Source organism: Bradyrhizobium sp. CCGB12 (assembly GCF_024199845.1).
Classification (GTDB): Bacteria; Pseudomonadota; Alphaproteobacteria; order Rhizobiales; family Xanthobacteraceae; genus Bradyrhizobium.
This window is the reverse complement of sequence record NZ_JANADO010000001.1, coordinates 840,035-858,512: the sequence shown is the minus strand read 5'-3', so window position 1 is coordinate 858,512 and position 18,478 is coordinate 840,035. Positions and strand designations below refer to the sequence as shown.

Genomic DNA, 18,478 nt, shown 5'->3' with positions numbered 1-18,478 from the left:
GTCGCCGGGGGTTCGCATTGCGGAAAGGCCTACATGCCTCCCGCCAGGGCCGATGTGGTTGATCAGCCGGGCAGCCCAACGCAGGGATGGCCGAGCCAGAGCCTAAAATAGTACCGGGGCCTTCGTAAGCACTGCCGTTGCGACCGGACATATCCGTGCCGATGAAGAAGTCTATTGTCGCCGTCGCCGCCGACCGATTTTCGTCGGCGCAGTTGCGCTCGTGCGGATCAGCTAGGATGCCACCGCTCTCACGCGTACGTAGGAGCCGGGAGCGTCCTCGATGACTGGCAAGTTGCCCCCGCCCGGTTCGCGCGCCGGAACGCGGTGATGATCCAGGCGGCTCACCCACTCGTCCCAAACGGGCCACCAGGAGCCACGATGACTGGTTGCATCTGCGAACCACTGGTCTGGGGCAGACGGCAAATTATCGTTCGTCCAATGGCCATACTTGCTGCCCGGTGCGCTGATAACTCCCGCCATGTGTCCGGAGGCGGACAGAACGAATTTGACGGGACCGGAATACAGGCGCGTCGCCGCATAGGTCGACGTCCATGGGGCGATATGGTCTTCGCGCGTGGACAGGATGAACGACGGGATCTTGATCCGCGACAGGTCGATCGGGGTGCCAGCGAGCGTGATGCCGCCGGGCTTGGATAGACGATTTTCCAGATACATTGCCCGGAGGTAGAATGAATGCATGGCAGCGGGCATCCGTGTGGAGTCCGAGTTCCAAAACAATAGATCGAACGGGAGCTGCTCCTTGCCGAGCAAGTAGTTGTTCACGACGAAGGACCAGATCAGGTCGTTGGCCCGCAACATATTGAATGATGTCGCCATATCCTGAGCGTCGAGATATCCGCGCTCGCGCATGCGCCTTTCGAGCGTTGCGAGCTGCCCCTGATCTATGAAGACGGCCATATCACCGACTTCCGCGAAATCCACCAGCGTCACGAAGTACGTTGCGCTTGCGATCCTGCCGTCTTCGTTCGCAGCCAGGTAGGCGGCGGTTGAGGCGAGCAGAGTGCCCCCAAGACAGTATCCGATGGCATTGACCTCCTCTTCGCCGGTCGCCCTTTTGATTGCATCCAGGGCCGCGACTGGACCCTCGAGCATGTAGTCTTCGAAACCCTTCTCGGCGAGCTTCTCGTCCGGATTGACCCAGGAGATGACGAAGACGGTATGGCCTTGGTCGACCGCCCACTTGATAAGCGAATTCTTCGGCTGAAGATCGAGGACGTAGAACTTGTTGATCCATGGCGGGATAATGAGGAGAGGCCGCTTGCGTACGTCGCTTGTCGAAGGAGCGTACTGGATAAGCTGCATCAGATTGTTCTGGAAAACGATCTTCCCGGGAGTAGTTGCGATATTCTCACCGAGCCGGAAAGCCTTCATGTCGGTCATCGTGATGGAGAGGCGACCCTCGCCACGACCGAGATCGGAAAGCAGGTTGTCCAGCCCGCGGAGCAGGTTTTGTCCTCCGGACTCTAGCGTGGCTTTGAGCACCTCCGGATTGGTGGCGACGAAGTTCGAAGGAGAAATGGCGTCGACGAACTGACGCGTGTAGAAGTCGACCTTTCGAGCAGTGGCGTCGTCCATGCCCTTTACGTCTCGGACGGTCGAAAGGATTGCCTTGGCGGCGACCAGATAGCTTTCCTTCACGTAGTTAAAGACTGCGTTCTCGGTCCAGTCGGGATGCTTGAAACGTTTGTCCTTGAGTTTGTCGGACTCGCAAGGCCGCGTCAGCCACATGCTTTCTGCCGCCGATTTCCACACCGCCATGCTGTCGTTGAAGAGGTCGATCTGGGCCTTCGCCACCGGCGTCGGGTCCGACATCATTCTTGTCATGAGATCGACGAAATCAAACCCGAGCGTCGAGGTGTCTCCCATGCCGACCTTCGTGGCGTCGGCCTGGGATGTGGCGAACCGCTGCATCAACAACTGGCTCTGCTTCGCGACCGAGTGCAGTTGGCCGGCGAGAACAAGAGGATCCCACGTAGGTTGCGTCGATCGATCTCCCATGTCTTCCTCCCTCCGTTTTTCGAAAGAGTACCACCGCTGGGACCGAAGGCCAGCGAAGAGGCGGTCGATTCCGCGGGTGGCGGGATTAACGTGGGGTCGTAAGCCAAGTTTCCGTGTGCCGCGATCAACGTTGAGCATCACATGTAGGTACCTGGATTCGTCCGGCGATCCGCACAAATTCGGGTATATTGTGCTCTGCAAAGGGCACCCGGGCGTCTAGGCGCGAGGGCCGCCAAAATATCCGATCGCCGCTGAAGCGGCTGTGATTGCGGCCCCAATGTAAGAGATTGTTCAACGTCTATGAGCTGCCTGTTGCCTCGTCAGCACTGAGGCCGCCCGAAATGGACCGTGCCGCTGATTGTCTCGATCGCAGCTGGCCCATGCAAAGGCGCATGGCGATCGGAGGGATACGCTGCCGCTTCGCCGACATCGGAGAGGATCGGTTGCGCAGATCGCCAAACGCTGGGTCCCCAGGGTGACGCACAGCGGAGTCTAGGGAACAACCGAAGCGATGATGCTTGCGCGTGGAATAGGTTACCAATAACGGACATCGTCAAGCGCCGCGTCCCAGGCCTCTACGAAGCTCCAAACAACGGCGGTGCAACCAGAGCAGCATATTGGTCCAACCATGGGTTGGTTTTTAGACCGATCTTCATCGGCTATCTGATCCCAGCTCCAACGACTTACCCTCCGGATCCTGCATTGCTGACAGAACAACTAAATCTCGAAGATTGGGCCTGGCAAATTTCGGCCGAAGTCTACCGTCTCAATTTGTATAGCCGTCTGACGGGAAAAGCAGAGCCAAATCGATCATCGGTCACGGATGAAGAGTTGGCTGAAGCGATCCGGGACAGCTTCACTCAAATGAACGAGATCGCCTATCGCGAAATGGTCAAGTTGGCGACCGAGGCAGCACTAGAAACCTATGATCGGATCGTATCGTCCGTCGTCAAGCGGTCGCGCGTTCGGCTGCGCAACTGAAGCCGCTTTGCGCGCACCCGGAAGGTCGCTCTCTTGACTTGGCGCACATGCCGTTGCGCCGCTTGCGGCCGGTGTCGCGGCGCGGCTGAGCGTGGGCTCTCACTAGGGAAGCGACCCCGGCAGGGGCTGGCAAGCGCCGGGGCCGCTCCATCCCTCTTGAAGCACGCCCCGCCGAGCGCAAGCCAAGCATACTGGAGAAATCGAAAGGCGAGGACTTGGTCGGCGCGGCAGCCTGTCGCACCCGATAGTTGGCCTAAATTAGCCGCAAGCTTGGACCGACCTTTAGGTCAAGGTTCCTGAGGTTTTAGTTGTCCTGCGGCAACAGCTAGTCTCGCTCGTCAAGCGACGCGCCGATTCTATTTGCGGCGCAAAAACCTCGGGGCGTAGCTTTGTTGACGCCGGGGCTGGACCATATTTCACGTATTTTTTTGACCCGGCGGGGGCCGCAGCGTCGCAAGCCGCTGCGGCCTTTTTTACTGACAGGCTGCAACGGGCGAACACCGTTCGAGTTGCAAGACGATGGTTCCGCTATGGGCACAAGATAGACACTCCCTCGGCAATCTTTCCCGTGGCACGCCTCCCCGCGATCCGGGCCGGGATTTCATTTCCGGAACTCTCGCTTTGCTCTTGCCGCCGCTCTCGCGCAGCATTTGCGTGCGATACGCCTTGCCTTAACCTTCGCTTTGCTCTCCAGCCGCGCAAAGCCCGTGTTGATCGATTGTGAGCGCGGTCTGCAGGATCACCGCATATCTGTATCGCGTGTTGCACGCATCGATCTAACAAATATTCACGAACCTGACCTAGTGCGAGAAGCGTCGCGCACCTCCGTCAACGTGGATTACCTGGCCCGTGATGTAACGGGCAAGTGGCGAGGCAAGAAAGGCGACAAGCACTGCGAGATCTTCCGGCTCGCCGATATAGCCAGCAGGACAATTCTCCGCGACCCATTTGCGCTGAGACTCCTCGGTCGGCAATAATTTCTGATCGATCTGCTCGGAGTGTAGCCGGCCGGGCGGGATCGAATTGACCGTGATCCCATCCTTGCCGACGACACGGGAGAGCGACTTTGCCCAGATGTGGGTGGCCCCATTGGGTGGAATGCCGCCATTCAATGCCAGCGGCTCATCGCCCCCGGTCAGATTGATGATCCGGCCGAATTTCTGAACCTGCATGATGGGCACGAAGGCGTGGGCGAGCTCCCGACCGGCATGAAAATTAAGCGCCATGGCCTCATCCCATTGCTCACGCGTGCCCAGCCCGTCGAAGGGCCGCGAACCGCCGGCATTGTTGACGAGGATGTCGAGCCGGCCGAAAGCGGCAAGCACCTCATCTCTGATACGCGGGGCGGCGTCGTGCTGCGTGATATCTGCGACGATCACCAACGGCCGCTCGCGTCCAGAAGCCGCAATCTCGTCCGCCGCATTTCTCAGGCGGTCTTCTCGCCGGGCCACGATTGCAAGGCGACATCCCACTTCGGCAAGCGTCTGCGCGATCGCGCGGCCGAGGCCAACGCTGGCACCGGTGACAAGCGCGACCTTGCCGGCGAGCTTGAGATCCATGGTTTTCCCCTTTTGCCGTGACTTGATACTTGCCAGCGTACCTCAAAGGCCGAGATATGCCTTTCGGACCCGATCATCGTCCTGAAGAGCGGCGGCGGGGCCCTCGATCGCGATCCTGGCCTGCTCCAGCACGTAGGCGTACTGCGCCTGCTTGAGAGCCAGGGCGACATTCTGCTCCACGAGCAGAATGCCGATGCCTTGTGCCACAATCTGGCCGATGACGGCCATGACCTGCTTGACTACAATCGGGGCCAGACCGAGCGAGGGCTCGTCGAGCAGCAGGTAGCGCGGCTTCGACATCAGGCCGCGCGCGATTGCGCACATCTGCTGCTCGCCGCCAGACAGCGAGCCAGCCTGTTGGCCGAGCCGCTCCTTGAGCCGAGGAAAAATGGAAAGGACGCGGTCAAGCGCGTCCTTTTCGTGTCCCCTCGCCCGCGGTGCGTAGCCTCCGAGTTCAAGATTCTCGCGCACGCTCATGAAGGCGAAGAGCTGGCGGCCCTGCGGAACATGGGCAATGCCTGCCTCGACCCGCTCATGGGCCGGCATACGCGTAATATCGTTGCCTTCCAGCCGGATCGTGCCGCCAGAGACATTAGCTTGCAGGCCGGAGATCGCGTTCAGCGTGGTGGTCTTGCCCGCACCATTGGCTCCGAGCAACGCGACAACGCTATTGGCCGACACCGAACAAGTGACACCGCGCAATACGGTGATGTCGCCATAGCCGGCAACGAGATCGGTTATATCGAGCGTCATCAGTCGTCGCTCCCGAGATAGGCGGCCACTACGGCCGGGTCTCGCACCACCACTTCCGGCTTGCCCTCGGCAATCTTGCGTCCATAGTCGAGCACCACAACCTTGTCGGCGAGCGACATCACGGCGTGCAAATTGTGCTCGATCATGATGACCGCGAGGCCGTCCTGATGCGCGAAGCTCCGGATCAAATGAATGCTCTCATTGATCTCCGAAGCGTTGAGGCCAGCGAGTATCTCGTCGAGCAGTAACATCCTTGGTTCGATCGAGAGAGCGCGCGCGAGCTCAAGCCGCTTGCGGGACTCCAAGGTCAGACTGCCCGCCTGCTGGTCGAGCAGCGCATGCATGCCGACGCGGCCAACGATCTCCGCGGCCTTTTCGCGTGCCGTCGCCAGCGGATAGTTCAACAACGCGCCGACGGTGACATTCTCATGGACCGTCAGGCTGACGAGGGGCTTGACGATCTGGAACGTACGGCCAATGCCCACGCGAGCGCAGACACTTGCAGAAGCACCGGTAATGTCCTGGCCGCCAAAACTGACGCTGCCGGAATCGGGCCCGAGTTGACCGCTCAGCATATTGAACAGCGATGTCTTGCCGGCGCCATTTGGACCGATGAGCCCAACCATCTCGCGGTCGGCTACATCCAGCGACACCTCGTTCACGGCGACGAGTCCGCCAAAGCGGCGTACGAGCCCGCTGGCGCGCAGCAGTTCCTTGCCAATCGATCGGTTGGTCGTGCCCGTCATGTGGGGCGCCATGCCTTGACCGTGCCGACAATACCCCTGGGCGCCAACAGCACGGTCCCGAGCAGCACGGCGCCATAGATCAACAGCCGGGGCCCACCACCGAAGAACTGGCTCAACACCCCGTCGAGCGGTGTCATCACCAGCGAACCCACGATCGGGCCGAGCGGTGTGCCAAGCCCGCCAATGATGCTCAGAAGCGCGATCTGCACCGAAATGTTGATCGAGAACACGCTCGGCGGATCGAGGAACAGGATGTACTGGGCATAGAAGAAACCGCCGACGGCCGTGAGCGCGGCACTGATCATGGTGACGATCAGCTTTACCTTGACCGTCTCGATACCCATGCTGGCCGCGGTTGCCTCGTCGTCGCGAACGGCGATCAGATAGAGGCCGAGCCTGCCACGATGCATCCAACGGGTGATCCCGTAGACCGTCATCATCAGTGCGAAGGCCGCGACGAGATAGGCCCACCGCGAACTGAAGATGAATGTGGAGATACCCGGCTGGAACGGGATTGCGATGCCGCTTGGGCCGCGTGTGAGATCGCTCCAGTTATTGGCGACGATTTCCATCGCGATCGGGAAGACCAGCGTTGCCAGCGAGAAGAATGCTCCGCGCAGCCGAAAACAGGGCCAGCTGATCGCCACAGCAAGCCCGGTCGTAACAAAGATGCCAGCGATCAAGCCTAGCCAGGGCGAAATACCGTATTTGGTGAAGACGATCGCAGTGATGTAGGCGCCGATGCCGAAAAACGCCGACTGTCCGAGCGACACAAGTCCGCCATAACCCGCCATCAAATTCCAGGCTCCGGACAGGGCGGCCCAGAGACAGGTCATCACGGCGATGTTGAGGTAGTAGTCATTGAAGAACGCGCTCATTTGGTGCCGACCTCTTCCATGCCAGCGCGGCCGAATAGTCCCTGAGGACGGATCAACAGAATCAGGATGAACAGCACAAGCGCGATGACGTCCTTGAGTTCGACCGAGACGTAGAAGCCTGTCAGCGTCTGGGTGACGCCAATGATCAGCCCTCCGACCATGGCGCCGGCGACGCTGCCGAGCCCACCGAGAACGACAACGACAAAGGCGGTGATGATCAGGTCGACCCCTGCGGTCGGAAACGTATAGAACATCGGCGTCAGGATGCAGCCTGCCACCGCCGCACAGGCAACGCCGGCGCCGAACGCCAGCCGGTTCAGCCGGTCCGTGTTCACACCCATCAGCGAGGCAGCATAGCGGTTTTGCACCATGGCGCGCAGCGCCTTGCCGTCGCGCGAGAGTTGCAGAAACGCGATCAACGCTCCCGCCATCAGAAAGGCGACGATGAAGGCGTAAAGTGAGCTCACGGAGATGGCGACATTCCCGACGATGAGGGATTGCGAGGAATACGCCGTCTGAACCGAACGATAGTCGGGGCCCCAGAAGGTAAGGGCAACGTTCTGAAGGATCACCGAGAGCCCGAAGGTCGCGAATATTTGCATCGCATGCGGCGCGTGCAGGATCGGCTTGATCACCACGCGTTCGGCAAGCAAGCCAAGGCCGAACAGGACCGGCGTGACGATGAGGATCGACATATAGGGATCGATTCCCCACAGCGCGTTAAGCCAGAAGGCCCCGAACATGGCGAGCATGATGAACTCGCCTTGCGCGAAATTGACGATCCGCAGGACACCAAAGATCAACGTTAAGCCGATCGACAGCAATCCGTAGACACCGCCGATCAGCAGGCCCGAGACCAGCAATTGAGGAAGGATGTCCAGCATCTCGTATCCAGGCTATGGGCGGTGACTGATTGCCCGCCACCGCGGCCAGATCAGCGCTTGTCCCAGGTCTGGAGCGGCACCAGCACCGGATCGCCGGTCTTGAGGTTGTCCGGCGCCACCACGACGAGCTTTCCATCCTGCCATTGCTGAGCGACCGGGAACGAACGCTCGTTCTGCCCCTGCATCTCGCTACCCGGCCTGGCAAATTTGACGCCCCAGCCGAGCGAAGTGCCGCCGGCGGGAATGTCGAGCGCAAGCGCGGCGTCCTTCAGCTTGACTGGATCCGTCGCGCCGGCCGTGCGGAGCACCTTGTCGAGCAAGATGTAGGTGCCGACAAACCCCTGGGTGCCGACGTAGGATGGCGCCTTGCCCTGACTGGCCTGGAAGCGCTTCTGGAACTCGGCGAGCAGCGTCCGCGCCTCGTCCGAGAGGGATGCGGGATTGATGCCCGCCGATCCCTCGGTGTCGAAGATTCCATTGACGGCGCTCCCCAATCCTTCACCGAAGCTCGCCAGACCGTAAATGCCGCCAGTACCGATGAAAGCCCCGACATTGACGCCGAGTTGCTTCATCTGGCGCTGGATCAGGAGTGCATCATTGGCATAGGACGAGGCGATGACGATGTCGGCGCTGCTCGCTTTCATACGCAGCACGAGCGGGGCGAGATCGGTGGTCGCGGCCTTGTATGGCAGACGCCCAGCGACCTTGAAGCCGAGGTCCTTAGCCTTGGTCTCGGCCGCGGTCGCAACCGAGGTACCGTAATCCGAATCTTCGTGCACGATGAGCACGGTGAGATCAGCAGGCTTCTTGCCTAGACGCGGCGCGATGGCGCTCGCAGCGAGATTGGCGGCAAGCTGACCGTTCGAGCTCGCCGTGAACACGAGGCGGAAATAGCCGCTGAAACCGCGCTTGGTCAAACCGTCGGCAATGCCGCCGGTCTCCCAGTAGAGCCCGCCGCGGCGCTCTACCACCTGGCTTGCGGCGTAAGACAGTCCGCTCGAATAGGTACCCGTGATGATCTGCAAATTCTCAAGCGAGGACAGGCGCTCAGCCTCCGACTGCGCCTTGTCGGGGGTCGAGGCGTCGCCCTGGACGAGTTCGACTTTCTTGCCGGCGATGCCGCCTTTCTCGTTGATCATGTCAACGGCGATACGCGCGCCATTGAGGTTTTCATTGCCGAGCAGCGCCAGGCCGCCTGTCAGCGGGTAGAGTGCGCCGATGCGCCACGTCTCTTGCGCGCTCGCGGACAAAGTCGAGGCAGCCAACACGAGAGCCGTCAATACAAGACGTTTCATTGTCTATCCCCCTTGCTGTGTTTCTGAAGTCTGGCAATGACTGCGGCCGCATCCGTCACGTCGGCGAATTGCCGATCCATGTCGAAGAGGCTGATCGCGTGCGAGATCGGCAACCGGTCGAACACCGCGTCGGCCGGAACGATCGCGCGATAATTGTAGGAAGCGGCGTCGAAGACGGTGGCGCGCACGCAATTACTGGTCGCACCGCCGAGCACGATCACGGTGTCGATATTGCGCTCGATTAGATAACCGAGCAGTGGCGTCCCGTGGAAACCACTGGGTTTTTTCTTCACGAAGACGATATCGCCTGGCTTGGGTCCGACTTCGGGCAGCAGTTCGGCGCCCATCGTTCCGTCGATGCACCAGTCATCGCGCTCCTTCATGAAGGCGCGCTTGCGACCATAAACACCAATATCATTGCCGCTGGCGTCGAGGGCGAACCGGGTCAGAAACACCGGAACGCCTGCCTCTCGTCCGGCGTCCAGGATGGCCGCGATCCGATCGACTGCCGCCCATCCAATTTCGCCGCAGGATGAAGGATAGCGTTCGTCGCGAATGCCGCGCTCGCCGACCATGTAGCGTTGCGCGTCGATGACTACGATCGCCGGCCGGGCGCCGAAACCCATCCGCTGCGCAAACCGCCCCCTCGCCAATACGGCGCGGTCGGCCTCACCCAAATAGCTATCCCAGATTTGCGTGCCGGTTGTGTCGTTCATCGGCCAGCCTCGGAGGGCGCGTGGTGGGCGTGCCAGTGCTCGGCGACATCGAGGCGCCTGCAGACCCAGACGCGGTCATGCTTGAGGATATGATCGAGGACGTTCGCCAGAGCTCGCGCCCTTGCCGGCCGCCCGGTAATGCGCGGGTGAAGGCCGATCGACATCAGCCCAGGCTTCTCGGCACCTTCCGCATAAAGCTGGTCGAAAGCCGACTTCAGATAGCCCTCAAAATCCTCGGGCGCGGAGAAGCCGGAGGGAGCTGCAAACTTTCCGTCATTGGCATCCATCGTGTAGGGCACGACAAGATGGGTCTTGCGCTCGACCTCGACCCAATAGGGCAGTTCGTCATTGTAGGCGTCCGAATCGTAACGAAAGCCGCCCTCCTCGACGATAAGGCGACGCGTATTCTCGCTCGGCCCGAAACGACAATACCAGCCGAACGGCCGCTCGCCGGTCGTGCGCTTGATCGAAGCAACCGCGCGCGCGATGCGCTCTCGCTCTTCCTCTTCGCTAAGGCGGAAATGCTCTTCCCAACGCCAGCCATGACAACAGACATCGAAATTCGAAGCAGCGATGGCCTCCGCTACCTGCTGATTGCGCTCGAGCGCGAGGGCACAGCCAAAAACCGTTGCTGGCAACTGCCGTTCCTGGAATAGATCGAACAGCCGCCAGATTCCGACCCGGCTGCCATACTCGTACATGGTCTCGAAGGCGAGGTCGCGCTGTCCGGCCGGCACCCGCCCACCCGGGGCCTCGGCGAGGCCAAGCTCGGTACGATCACAGCCGTCTGGAACGCTGTATTCCGACCCTTCCTCATAGTTGATCGCAAAATTCACGGCGATGCGTGCCTTACCAGGCCAGCGCGGATCGGGGCGTTTTCGACCGTAACCAACAAAATCACGCGGATGTTCGGAACTTGGCCGCCAGACACTTGTCATGCTCTGTCCTCTCCCTGTGCCGGGAGCCGGCCTGCGGCCCGCAACTCATCAATGATCTCGTCGCGATCCTGGTCGATCCGTGCGCCGGTGCGACGGATCGCGCCGGGCGTGCGCGACATCACCGGGAAGACGTTCTGCATCCGCACCGGGCCGAGATCCTCGTCGGGCACCGAGACCACAGAGTTTCGCGCTATATATTGCTGATCCCCGAAGATCTGCTCGACATCGTAGATTGGCGCAATCGCTGCCTCGACGCGCTCGAACGTCTCGAGGACTTGGGACAAATCATGTTTGGCGATCCAGCCACCGACGATCCGGTCGATCTCCTCGACATGCTTGATGCGGTCGAGGTTGGTCTGGAAGCGCGGATCATCCGCCGTACCCGGACCACCCGTCAGGTCGAGCACGCGCTTGACGATGCTGGGCGTCGCCGCCGATAGCGCCACCCAGCGCCCCTCACGCGTGCGATATGCATTGCGCGGAGCGTTGTTGACCGAACGATTTCCAGTGCGGTTCTGGATCACACCGAGTTGGTCGAAGATGATAGGCTGCGGTCCCAGCAAGGCAAAGATTGGTTCGTAAATGGCTAGATCAATATACTGACCCTTGCCGCTGCCGCCGATGTCACGTTCGTAAATCGCGAACATCGAGGCGAAGCAGCCGTAATAAGCCGCGATGCCGTCGGCGAGCCCAAATGGCGGTAAAGTCGGCGGGCCATCGGGCTGACCCGTGATATGAGCGAAGCCGGACATCGCCTCGGCCAGCGTGCCGAACCCGGCACGTCGGCTATACGGACCAGTCTGACCGAACCCGGTCACCCTCACCATCACAAGCCGGGGATTGATCTTCGAGAGCACATCCCAGCCAAGCCCCCAACTTTCCAGCGTGCCGGTTCTGAAATTTTCCACGAGAATATCTGCGTCGATGATCATCGCCTTGAATATCTCGGCGTCCTCGGCGGTCTTCAAATCGAGCGCGATGCAACGCTTGTTGCGCCCTGTAGTCTTCCACCATAGGCCGTGCCCTTCTTTTTTGGCGCCCATGTTCCGTAACGGATCGCCGCTCGGGTGCTCGATCTTGATGACGTCCGCCCCGAAATCGCCCATCAGCGTTGAGATGATCGGTCCCGCGAACAGCGTTGCGCAATCAATGACGCGTAGACCCTTCAGAGGGCCTGCGGCTGCAGGCATGGCCCGTTCGGTTTTCATCGTTTCAGGCATGGTGGGCCGCCCCTTCGGCGATTCTCAGCACGGCGCGGGCCCGGTCGATAAATGGTCCATCGGCCATGACGCCATCGACCATGAACGCCCCGACACCGCGCGCGAGCATCTCTTCGGCTTTGGCGACGATACGCCGCGCATTTTCGACTTCCGCGTCGCGCGGAAAGAATACCGCGTTGGCGATGTCGATCTGACTGGGATGGATGCAACTCTTTCCCGCAAGACCTAGCGCGCGGCCAGCTTCAGCATCCATCCGGAACGCTTCGCCATCTGCCACGCCGACGAATGCTCCGTCAAAGGCGTCGATACCGGCTTCGGCAGCAGCAAGCCGAACAGCCAGGCGCACCGGCGCCAGCGCAAGTGGAGTGCGCTCGATTCCAAGCGGTTCGAACAGATCGCCGAAACCGAGCTGCAAGCCGATCACCCGCTCATGGGACAGCGAGATCTCGGCCGCCACACGCAGGCCGCGCGATGTTTCGATATTGGCGAGAATGCCGACGCGGCGGCTGATACCGTTCTCGCGCTCTAGCCGATCGAGCAGCCGCGCCGTCTCCAGGATCGTTTCGGCACTTTCGACCTTCGGGAGATTGACGATGTCGAGGCCGGGTCGCACGACCGCCTCAAGATCATCGGCAAAGAAAGGCTCGCCCCAGGGATTGATGCGGACAATCACAACCTTTCCCGCCGTTGTGCGATGTTCAAGCGCCCTGGTGACGTAGCCGCGCGCTTCGATCTTACGGTCTTCCGCGACGGCATCTTCGAGATCAAAAGAGATTGCGTCGGCGGCCGATTGCCACGCTTTGTCGAACAACTCGGGACGGGAACCCGGTACGAAGAGCTTGCTTCGCATCGACGGGGAACGGGTAGCAGACATCGCCACGACCTACCTATGAGAGCGCGTTATACCTCACCGTCCAGCAACTCCCATCTTCGCGTTGGCTTTTGCTGGAAAGCCTCGCCATTCCATCCTTAGATTGCTTGTTCGACAAATATAATGTTGTTAGAGGGGCATTCCTGTGGGGAATGCCCTGGACACCACCAAAACGTGCAGCCATGGACTTTCGCAAGCTTCGCTATTTTACCGCCGTCGTCGAAGCGAAAAGCATCAGCAAAGCAGCTGAAAGTCTTCACGTGGCCCAGCCCGCCTTGAGCAAGAGCATCCAGTCGCTCGAAGAGGAACTAGGCGCCCTGCTTTTGCAACGCTCGGCCAAGGGTGTTGCCCTGACGGAGGCGGGGGCCAGGCTCTACGAGCATTGTCAGATTGTCTTCAAACAACTCGACCGGGCCCGGCACGACGTACGCAAATCGATCGAACAACCGTCGGGTGTCGTGGCCGTCGGGCTGCCACACAGCTTGATGACGGTGCTCGCCTTGCCTCTGTTGCAGCTCACTACAGCGCGTTATCCCGATGTTCGCCTGGAGCTGAAGCAAGAGCATACCCATTTGCTGGGTAACGATATCCGAGCGGGAAAGCTGGATTTCGCCGTAATGGCAGAACCGCGCTCAGCATCGGGCCTGCACTGCCAGCAACTTCTGAAAGAGGAGCTTCTCTTTGTCGGACCGACCTCAGCCGACCTGAGTGCCCGTCAGACCCATATTTCCTTCATGGATGCTTCAGCGCACGAATTTATCCTTCCTTCGGTCGGTAATGGGCTACGCCATACGGCAGAAGGACATTTTCGCGCCCGCTCCCTGCCGCTCAACGTCAAATACGAAGTCGATGCCATCGCCCTGATCACGCAATGCGTACAAGCCGGGCTTGGCGTCTCGCTGCTGCCAGGCGGGTGCATCCGCATGGATGCCGACCAGGGCCGTATTCGGGCGATGCCTTTCGCGGAGGGCGGTTGCCACCGTACCATCGTGTTGTGCCAGGCGGCGGAAGCAGCCTTATCTCCAGCAGCGGCCACCGTAATGGCAGTGGTGGAAGAGGCTGCCCGGGAATTGGTGACTGGCGGTCAGTGGCTGGGAGCTAGGTTGGCTTGAACGATTCTCGCATTGCAAATGCGCATTCGACAGCCCGTCGCAATGTACGCCAACATGCGTGTGCGATCTGCCCTTTTGCACATCGCTTTGTTCTCCGGCCCAGCTTCGCTGAGCCAGTCTGGATGAAAGCTCGAATTTGCACTGCCCCATGGTAACGATACAATCTCCTGCCGTTTTCTTGGGACCGGTCACTCCTTTGAAGCCCGACAGGGATCGTCTAGACCTCTTTCGGCTTCAAGGTCGCTTTTGACCCGTGGACTCGCAAGGCCGGCGCATAACTGACAAGGGACCAATGACCGTCTTTGCTTACGTCAACACGAGCAAGCAGGTCGGCCACGCAGACTATATCAATTTGTTCGCCACGGTTGAGTCCGCGGAAAACTGGTTCGAGGAAAATGACCCCGAGAGCGTCGCGTTCGAGTACGACGTTCTGGAGTGAGCCGGATCGCTGTAGGCAAGCTGATGAAGCGTACCGCCGAACAACCCTACTCTGATCCTGAAGCCACTAGAAACGAAAACTAGTCGAGCTCGCAGCCACCATCGAGTCGGTCCAGAACGGCCGCATTCATATCGGGAATCAACGCGCCATTCCTCTACGCGCTCAAAGCCAGCAACCAGGAGGTCGGCGACGGCATCAAATGCGCTGTCGAGAAAGGCTGGCTCGAGTGGCACAAGAGCGAGACTTACGCCCGGCTCGTGAAGACAGGCGTCGCTTAACTCGCCTTATCGAAGGAAGCCCGCCATTCGCGACGGGCTCAAGTCTATGGGAGGAAAAGCGCCATGAAGGACGCAGCAAGAGCCTACGACGAGTCGCGCCGATACGGTGTGTCGCGATCGACACTGTGGGCAACAAAGCGCCCTAGCGCCGCCTTTTGAAGCACGCCCGTCCTGCATCGCGCCCACAAGTCGACGCGACCAATCAAGACCTTGAACCGCAAAGCTTCTCCTCGCGACAGAATTAAGAGACGGGTTGTTGAGTGAGTAGCATCATGCGTATCAAGTCACTCACGTCATATTTTCTTACCTGTATCATGATACTGGCCGCTCTGATTGGCACGCGGCAGGCATTTCCCCTTCAGGCGGATGCCAGCGCGAGGGCCGCCACATCTGTTGATCAGTTAGCGAATCGGGCAGCCAAGCGTGACAGGCTACCAATTGTGCGAGCATTGCCTAACGACACCCGTTGCAAGCCGCCGATTGACGTCGTGGGACGTTGTTTCGCCGACGCGAGATTGAATCAGAGCGTGGCCTGAAGCCGAGAAGCATCCCCTGCCCTGCTGAAGCGTCGCTTGACGACTACTTCAGCGGAGACCCCGGCCGACGCCGCGCGTAATTTTCTGGCGAACGGCGAAGTCGATATCGGTTCGCTGCTGCCGCAGGTCAAGGTGCCGACCCTCGTCATGCATTGCCGCACCGTTCGAGGCGGGGCGGCAGCTGGCGGCCGGCATTCCGGGCGCCCGCTTCGTACCGCTCGAAGGCCGTAACCACATCATGCTGGAGGGCGAGCCGGCACGGAGCTCTTTCTCGAAGAGCTGCGGGCGTTTCTCGCGTAAGGAGGGAAGCGCCGCAACGTCAGTGGTCAGCTCGCCGCCGCAGGCTATGATGTCAGACGTTCGGCCCAGACCTTTCCTTTCGCCGCTCTTCACGTGATCGGCATCGTCAATGGTGTTTGCGCGGGAGGGGCCGATCCGCAGCGCGATGGAATGGCGATTGCCGTCTAAGGGTTGGGCTGCTACCGCACAGCCTGTCGTGCAGAAAGCCGGTTCGACCAGAGGCGCGTGATGTTTCTGAGCGTATTCGACGTCTTCAAGATCGGCATCGGCCCCTCGTCGTCGCATACGATGGGGCCCATGACGGCCGCCGGACATTTCCTCAATCTCTTGCGGCAGAATCCGTCTGGTCGCCAATCGGCCGCCGTCGGAGCGACCTTGCATGGATCGCTCGCATTCACGGGGAAAGGCCACGCCACGGATCGCGCCGTGGCGCTGGGCCTGCTCGGCTGGACGCCCGCCGAATTCGATTTCGACGCGGCCGAACGCCAGCTCGACGATCTCCGACGCGGTCGTCTCCTGCGCCCCAATGGGCTGCCGCCGCTCAAGTTCGACCCTGCCCTCGACATCGTCTTCGACTACGGGCCACCATTGCCCGGTCATGCCAACGGGCTAGTTCTGTCCGCCCGCGATTCCACCGGGGCGGTGATGTTGGACGAGACCTATTATTCCATCGGCGGCGGTTTCGTGGTGACGGCGCGGGAGCGCGAAGCATCGCCGGCTGCCGCTGACGCGGTACCGTGGCCCTATCCATTTGCGAACGCGAGCGCGATGCTGCGCATGGCGCGCGAGAGTGGGTTATCCATAGCGGACATGAAGCGCGCGAATGAGACCCACCTCCGTACACCTGAAGAAGTCGAACGCGGCCTCGTCCGTCTCTGGTCGGTCATGAACGGGTGCATCGAACGGGGGCTGAGTCAGGAAGGCGAGTTGCCCGGGGGCCTCCACGTGCGTCGCAGGGCCGCGCGGATTCATCAGCAATTGATGGCTGAACGGCGGGCCAATCGCTCTCAGCCCCACGCGGCAGCCGACTGGCTGAGTGTCTACGCGATGGCCGTGAACGAGGAAAACGCGGCCGGCGGCAGAGTAGTAACCTCGCCGACTAATGGGGCCGCCGGCGTCGTGCCCGCGGTACTGAAATATTATTTGGATCACTGCATCGGGGCGGAGCCCGACAAGATTGCCGATTTCCTGCTTACGGCTGCGGCGATCGGCGGGTTGATCAAGCACAACGCCTCGATCTCTGGAGCCGAGGCTGGTTGTCAAGGCGAGGTTGGGGCGGCGGCCGCGATGGCCGCGGCCGGATTCTGTGCGGTGCTGGGCGGATCGCCCGAGCAAATTGAAAATGCCGCGGAGATCGCCCTCGAACACCACCTCGGCATGACTTGTGATCCCGCAGCGGGGCTGGTCCAGGTCCCGTGCATCGAGCGCAACGGCATCGGCGCCATCAAGGCGGTCGCGGCGGCCTCGCTAGCGCTGCGCGGCGACGGATCTCATTTCATGCCGCTGGACAACTGCATCGAGGCAATGCGGCAGACGGGCGAGGCCATGAACGCGAAGTTCAAGGAAACGAGCCTGGGCGGATTGGCGGTCAACTTGCCCGAGTGCTGAACTTCACTATACGTCTTGATGCATGGCCTCATGGCGGGTGTTCAAGATCGACCCATCCGCCCCTCGCTCCCCGTGCCAAGTGCCGCCACAACTGAAAAGCTGTGCTCGGCTGCATCGAGCGCCGCGGCGATGTCGGCCTCGGTATGGGCGGCGCAGAGAAACATGTTGTGCTTGGGATGGAAGTACACTCCGCGCTCGAGCATGGCGTTGCAGAAAGCAAAGCCCTTCCGAAAATCTGGATCGTCGTCGAATAGCACCGTTGGCATTTGCGCGGGGCCCGACTGGCGAATGGACTGGCCGAATTGGCGAGAACGGGTTTCCAGACCATCACGCAATAATCGTCCGAGATAGGCCAGGCGGCTTGGAATGTCGTCCCGGCGTACGATCTTCAATGTCGCGACGGCAGCTGCCATCGAGACCGCACCCGCCCAGAACGAACCCGTCACGAAAACCTGGGACGCCGCGCGACGTAGCCAGTCGGCCCCGGTGATGGCTGCAAGAGCGTAGCCGTTTGCCATAGCTTTGCTCCAGGCCGACATGTCGGGACGGACGCCCAGCGCTTCCCAACTTCCGGCTGTATCGAGACGAAACCCGGCGCGGACTTCATCGATGATCAGCACGGCGCCCTTGTCAGTGCACAGACGCCTTGCAGCCTGGGCGAACGCCGGAGAGGGGAGCTCCTGGTCAAAGCCCATGTCATGGCGGAAAGCAGAGATCAGGATGCCAGCAAGATCACCGCCTGCTGCCTTCACCGCTTCCTCAAGGCTCTCGACGTCGTTGAACTTGAAATACGACAGATGGGCGCGATCTTCCGCAGTCACGCCGAGAAGCGAGGGTGAGCACCACGGCACGGCGCCATGATAGGCGCCCTTCGCAACCACTATCTTTCGCTTCCCCGTCGCCGCCCGCGCGATGGTGACGCAAGTTGTTGTCGCGTCGGTGCCGTTCTTCTGGAACTGCGTCCAGTCGGCGTGCCCAACCATGTCCACGACCAGCTCGGCCAGCTCGACCATCACTTCGGCGGGGCCGTTGAGACAGTCGCCGTCGCGCCGTTGGCGCTCGGCGGCCTCGTCTACTTCGGGATGATGGTGACCGAGCAGGTTGGGCCCCCAACTGCACATAAAGTCGACATACCGGTTGCCGTCGACATCCCAGAGCACTCCGCCCTCGCCGCGGCGAAAGAATTGTGGGTAGGCGTCCGGCAACTTGGCGGCATGAAGATGCCCCCACATCCCGCTCGGAACGACCTTTTCAGCGCGAGCGCGCAGCGCAGCATCCTGTCTCCTATTCAATCCCGGCATATCGGCCTCTTCTGATCAATATTGATATATCATATATCTGAACG

The 18,478-nt window shown here is 60.8% G+C and carries 16 protein-coding genes; 4 read left to right on the top strand and 12 right to left on the bottom strand.

All coding sequences use genetic code 11. The features are described 5' to 3' along the window. Nucleotides 1-231 precede the first annotated feature (231 nt). Nucleotides 232-2,019, bottom strand: coding sequence for an alpha/beta hydrolase (locus tag NLM27_RS03965; protein WP_254142105.1), 1,788 nt, complete (start codon nt 2,017-2,019; stop codon nt 232-234). Nucleotides 2,020-2,721: 702 nt separating this feature from the next. Here NLM27_RS03965 and NLM27_RS03960 point away from each other — a divergent pair. Continuing rightward, nucleotides 2,722-3,000, top strand: a complete 279-nt coding sequence (locus tag NLM27_RS03960; protein ID WP_254142104.1) for a hypothetical protein — start codon at nt 2,722-2,724, stop codon at nt 2,998-3,000. Nucleotides 3,001-3,800: 800 nt separating this feature from the next. On the opposite strand, the gene NLM27_RS03955 is transcribed toward NLM27_RS03960, so the two are convergent. The 10 genes from NLM27_RS03955 to NLM27_RS03910 form a co-directional block, all read right to left on the bottom strand. Further along, complete coding sequence (locus NLM27_RS03955; protein ID WP_254142103.1) at nt 3,801-4,559, bottom strand: SDR family NAD(P)-dependent oxidoreductase; 759 nt, start codon at nt 4,557-4,559, stop codon at nt 3,801-3,803. Nucleotides 4,560-4,601: 42 nt separating this feature from the next. Then, on the bottom strand, nt 4,602-5,312 hold the full coding sequence (locus NLM27_RS03950) for an ABC transporter ATP-binding protein (protein ID WP_254142102.1): 711 nt from the start codon (nt 5,310-5,312) through the stop codon (nt 4,602-4,604). Continuing rightward, nucleotides 5,312-6,058 (bottom strand): ABC transporter ATP-binding protein, encoded by a 747-nt coding sequence (locus tag NLM27_RS03945; RefSeq protein ID WP_254142101.1) that lies wholly within the window; start codon nt 6,056-6,058, stop codon nt 5,312-5,314. Before NLM27_RS03945 ends, NLM27_RS03950 begins: the two co-directional genes overlap by 1 nt. Beyond that, a complete protein-coding gene (locus tag NLM27_RS03940) occupies nt 6,055-6,936 on the bottom strand; it encodes a branched-chain amino acid ABC transporter permease (RefSeq protein WP_254142100.1) in 882 nt (293 codons plus the stop codon). The genes NLM27_RS03945 and NLM27_RS03940 overlap by 4 nt, the downstream gene beginning before the upstream one ends. After that, the gene (locus NLM27_RS03935; RefSeq protein WP_254142099.1) at nt 6,933-7,820 is read right to left on the bottom strand and encodes a branched-chain amino acid ABC transporter permease; all 888 of its coding nucleotides are present in this window, start codon (nt 7,818-7,820) and stop codon (nt 6,933-6,935) included. Before NLM27_RS03935 ends, NLM27_RS03940 begins: the two co-directional genes overlap by 4 nt. 50 nt (nt 7,821-7,870) lie before the next feature. After that, nucleotides 7,871-9,115, bottom strand: a complete 1,245-nt coding sequence (locus NLM27_RS03930; protein ID WP_254142098.1) for an ABC transporter substrate-binding protein — start codon at nt 9,113-9,115, stop codon at nt 7,871-7,873. After that, nucleotides 9,112-9,831: an isochorismatase family protein gene (locus NLM27_RS03925; RefSeq protein WP_254142097.1), complete on the bottom strand. Its 720-nt coding sequence runs from the start codon at nt 9,829-9,831 to the stop codon at nt 9,112-9,114. Before NLM27_RS03925 ends, NLM27_RS03930 begins: the two co-directional genes overlap by 4 nt. Further along, on the bottom strand, nt 9,828-10,667 hold the full coding sequence (locus NLM27_RS03920) for a polysaccharide deacetylase family protein (protein WP_309144734.1): 840 nt from the start codon (nt 10,665-10,667) through the stop codon (nt 9,828-9,830). Before NLM27_RS03920 ends, NLM27_RS03925 begins: the two co-directional genes overlap by 4 nt. A 98-nt stretch (nt 10,668-10,765) precedes the next feature. Beyond that, nucleotides 10,766-11,989, bottom strand: coding sequence for a CaiB/BaiF CoA-transferase family protein (locus NLM27_RS03915; protein WP_254142095.1), 1,224 nt, complete (start codon nt 11,987-11,989; stop codon nt 10,766-10,768). Next, nucleotides 11,982-12,863: a CoA ester lyase gene (locus NLM27_RS03910; RefSeq protein ID WP_254142094.1), complete on the bottom strand. Its 882-nt coding sequence runs from the start codon at nt 12,861-12,863 to the stop codon at nt 11,982-11,984. Before NLM27_RS03910 ends, NLM27_RS03915 begins: the two co-directional genes overlap by 8 nt. A gap of 179 nt (nt 12,864-13,042) precedes the next feature. Here NLM27_RS03910 and NLM27_RS03905 point away from each other — a divergent pair, with 179 nt between their 5' ends. The 3 genes from NLM27_RS03905 (at nt 13,043) to NLM27_RS03895 (ending at nt 17,133) form a co-directional block, all read left to right on the top strand. Then, nucleotides 13,043-13,972: a LysR family transcriptional regulator gene (locus tag NLM27_RS03905; RefSeq protein ID WP_254142093.1), complete on the top strand. Its 930-nt coding sequence runs from the start codon at nt 13,043-13,045 to the stop codon at nt 13,970-13,972. A 292-nt stretch (nt 13,973-14,264) separates the two neighbouring features. Then, nucleotides 14,265-14,411, top strand: a complete 147-nt coding sequence (locus tag NLM27_RS03900) for a hypothetical protein (RefSeq protein WP_254142092.1) — start codon at nt 14,265-14,267, stop codon at nt 14,409-14,411. Between the two features lie 1,342 nt (nt 14,412-15,753). Next, nucleotides 15,754-17,133, top strand: a complete 1,380-nt coding sequence (locus NLM27_RS03895) for an L-serine ammonia-lyase (RefSeq protein WP_254142091.1) — start codon at nt 15,754-15,756, stop codon at nt 17,131-17,133. 41 nt (nt 17,134-17,174) lie between these two features. Here the strand turns inward: NLM27_RS03895 and NLM27_RS03890 are convergent, their stop codons facing one another. Continuing rightward, nucleotides 17,175-18,434 carry an aminotransferase class III-fold pyridoxal phosphate-dependent enzyme gene (locus NLM27_RS03890; protein WP_254142090.1) on the bottom strand — a complete coding sequence of 420 codons (1,260 nt, stop codon included), beginning with the start codon at nt 18,432-18,434 and terminating at the stop codon, nt 17,175-17,177. Nucleotides 18,435-18,478 lie beyond the last annotated feature (44 nt).

Coding starts and splice junctions, on each gene's coding strand:
- NLM27_RS03895 (WP_254142091.1), top strand. CDS start 15,754: ATGTTTCTGAGCGTATTCGACGTCTTCAAGATCGGCATCGGCCCCTCG.
- NLM27_RS03935 (WP_254142099.1), bottom strand. CDS start 7,820: ATGCTGGACATCCTTCCTCAATTGCTGGTCTCGGGCCTGCTGATCGGC.
- NLM27_RS03945 (WP_254142101.1), bottom strand. CDS start 6,058: ATGACGGGCACGACCAACCGATCGATTGGCAAGGAACTGCTGCGCGCC.
- NLM27_RS03890 (WP_254142090.1), bottom strand. CDS start 18,434: ATGCCGGGATTGAATAGGAGACAGGATGCTGCGCTGCGCGCTCGCGCT.
- NLM27_RS03955 (WP_254142103.1), bottom strand. CDS start 4,559: ATGGATCTCAAGCTCGCCGGCAAGGTCGCGCTTGTCACCGGTGCCAGC.
- NLM27_RS03905 (WP_254142093.1), top strand. CDS start 13,043: ATGGACTTTCGCAAGCTTCGCTATTTTACCGCCGTCGTCGAAGCGAAA.
- NLM27_RS03910 (WP_254142094.1), bottom strand. CDS start 12,863: ATGTCTGCTACCCGTTCCCCGTCGATGCGAAGCAAGCTCTTCGTACCG.
- NLM27_RS03915 (WP_254142095.1), bottom strand. CDS start 11,989: ATGCCTGAAACGATGAAAACCGAACGGGCCATGCCTGCAGCCGCAGGC.
- NLM27_RS03900 (WP_254142092.1), top strand. CDS start 14,265: ATGACCGTCTTTGCTTACGTCAACACGAGCAAGCAGGTCGGCCACGCA.
- NLM27_RS03940 (WP_254142100.1), bottom strand. CDS start 6,936: ATGAGCGCGTTCTTCAATGACTACTACCTCAACATCGCCGTGATGACC.
- NLM27_RS03930 (WP_254142098.1), bottom strand. CDS start 9,115: ATGAAACGTCTTGTATTGACGGCTCTCGTGTTGGCTGCCTCGACTTTG.
- NLM27_RS03965 (WP_254142105.1), bottom strand. CDS start 2,019: ATGGGAGATCGATCGACGCAACCTACGTGGGATCCTCTTGTTCTCGCC.
- NLM27_RS03950 (WP_254142102.1), bottom strand. CDS start 5,312: ATGACGCTCGATATAACCGATCTCGTTGCCGGCTATGGCGACATCACC.
- NLM27_RS03925 (WP_254142097.1), bottom strand. CDS start 9,831: ATGAACGACACAACCGGCACGCAAATCTGGGATAGCTATTTGGGTGAG.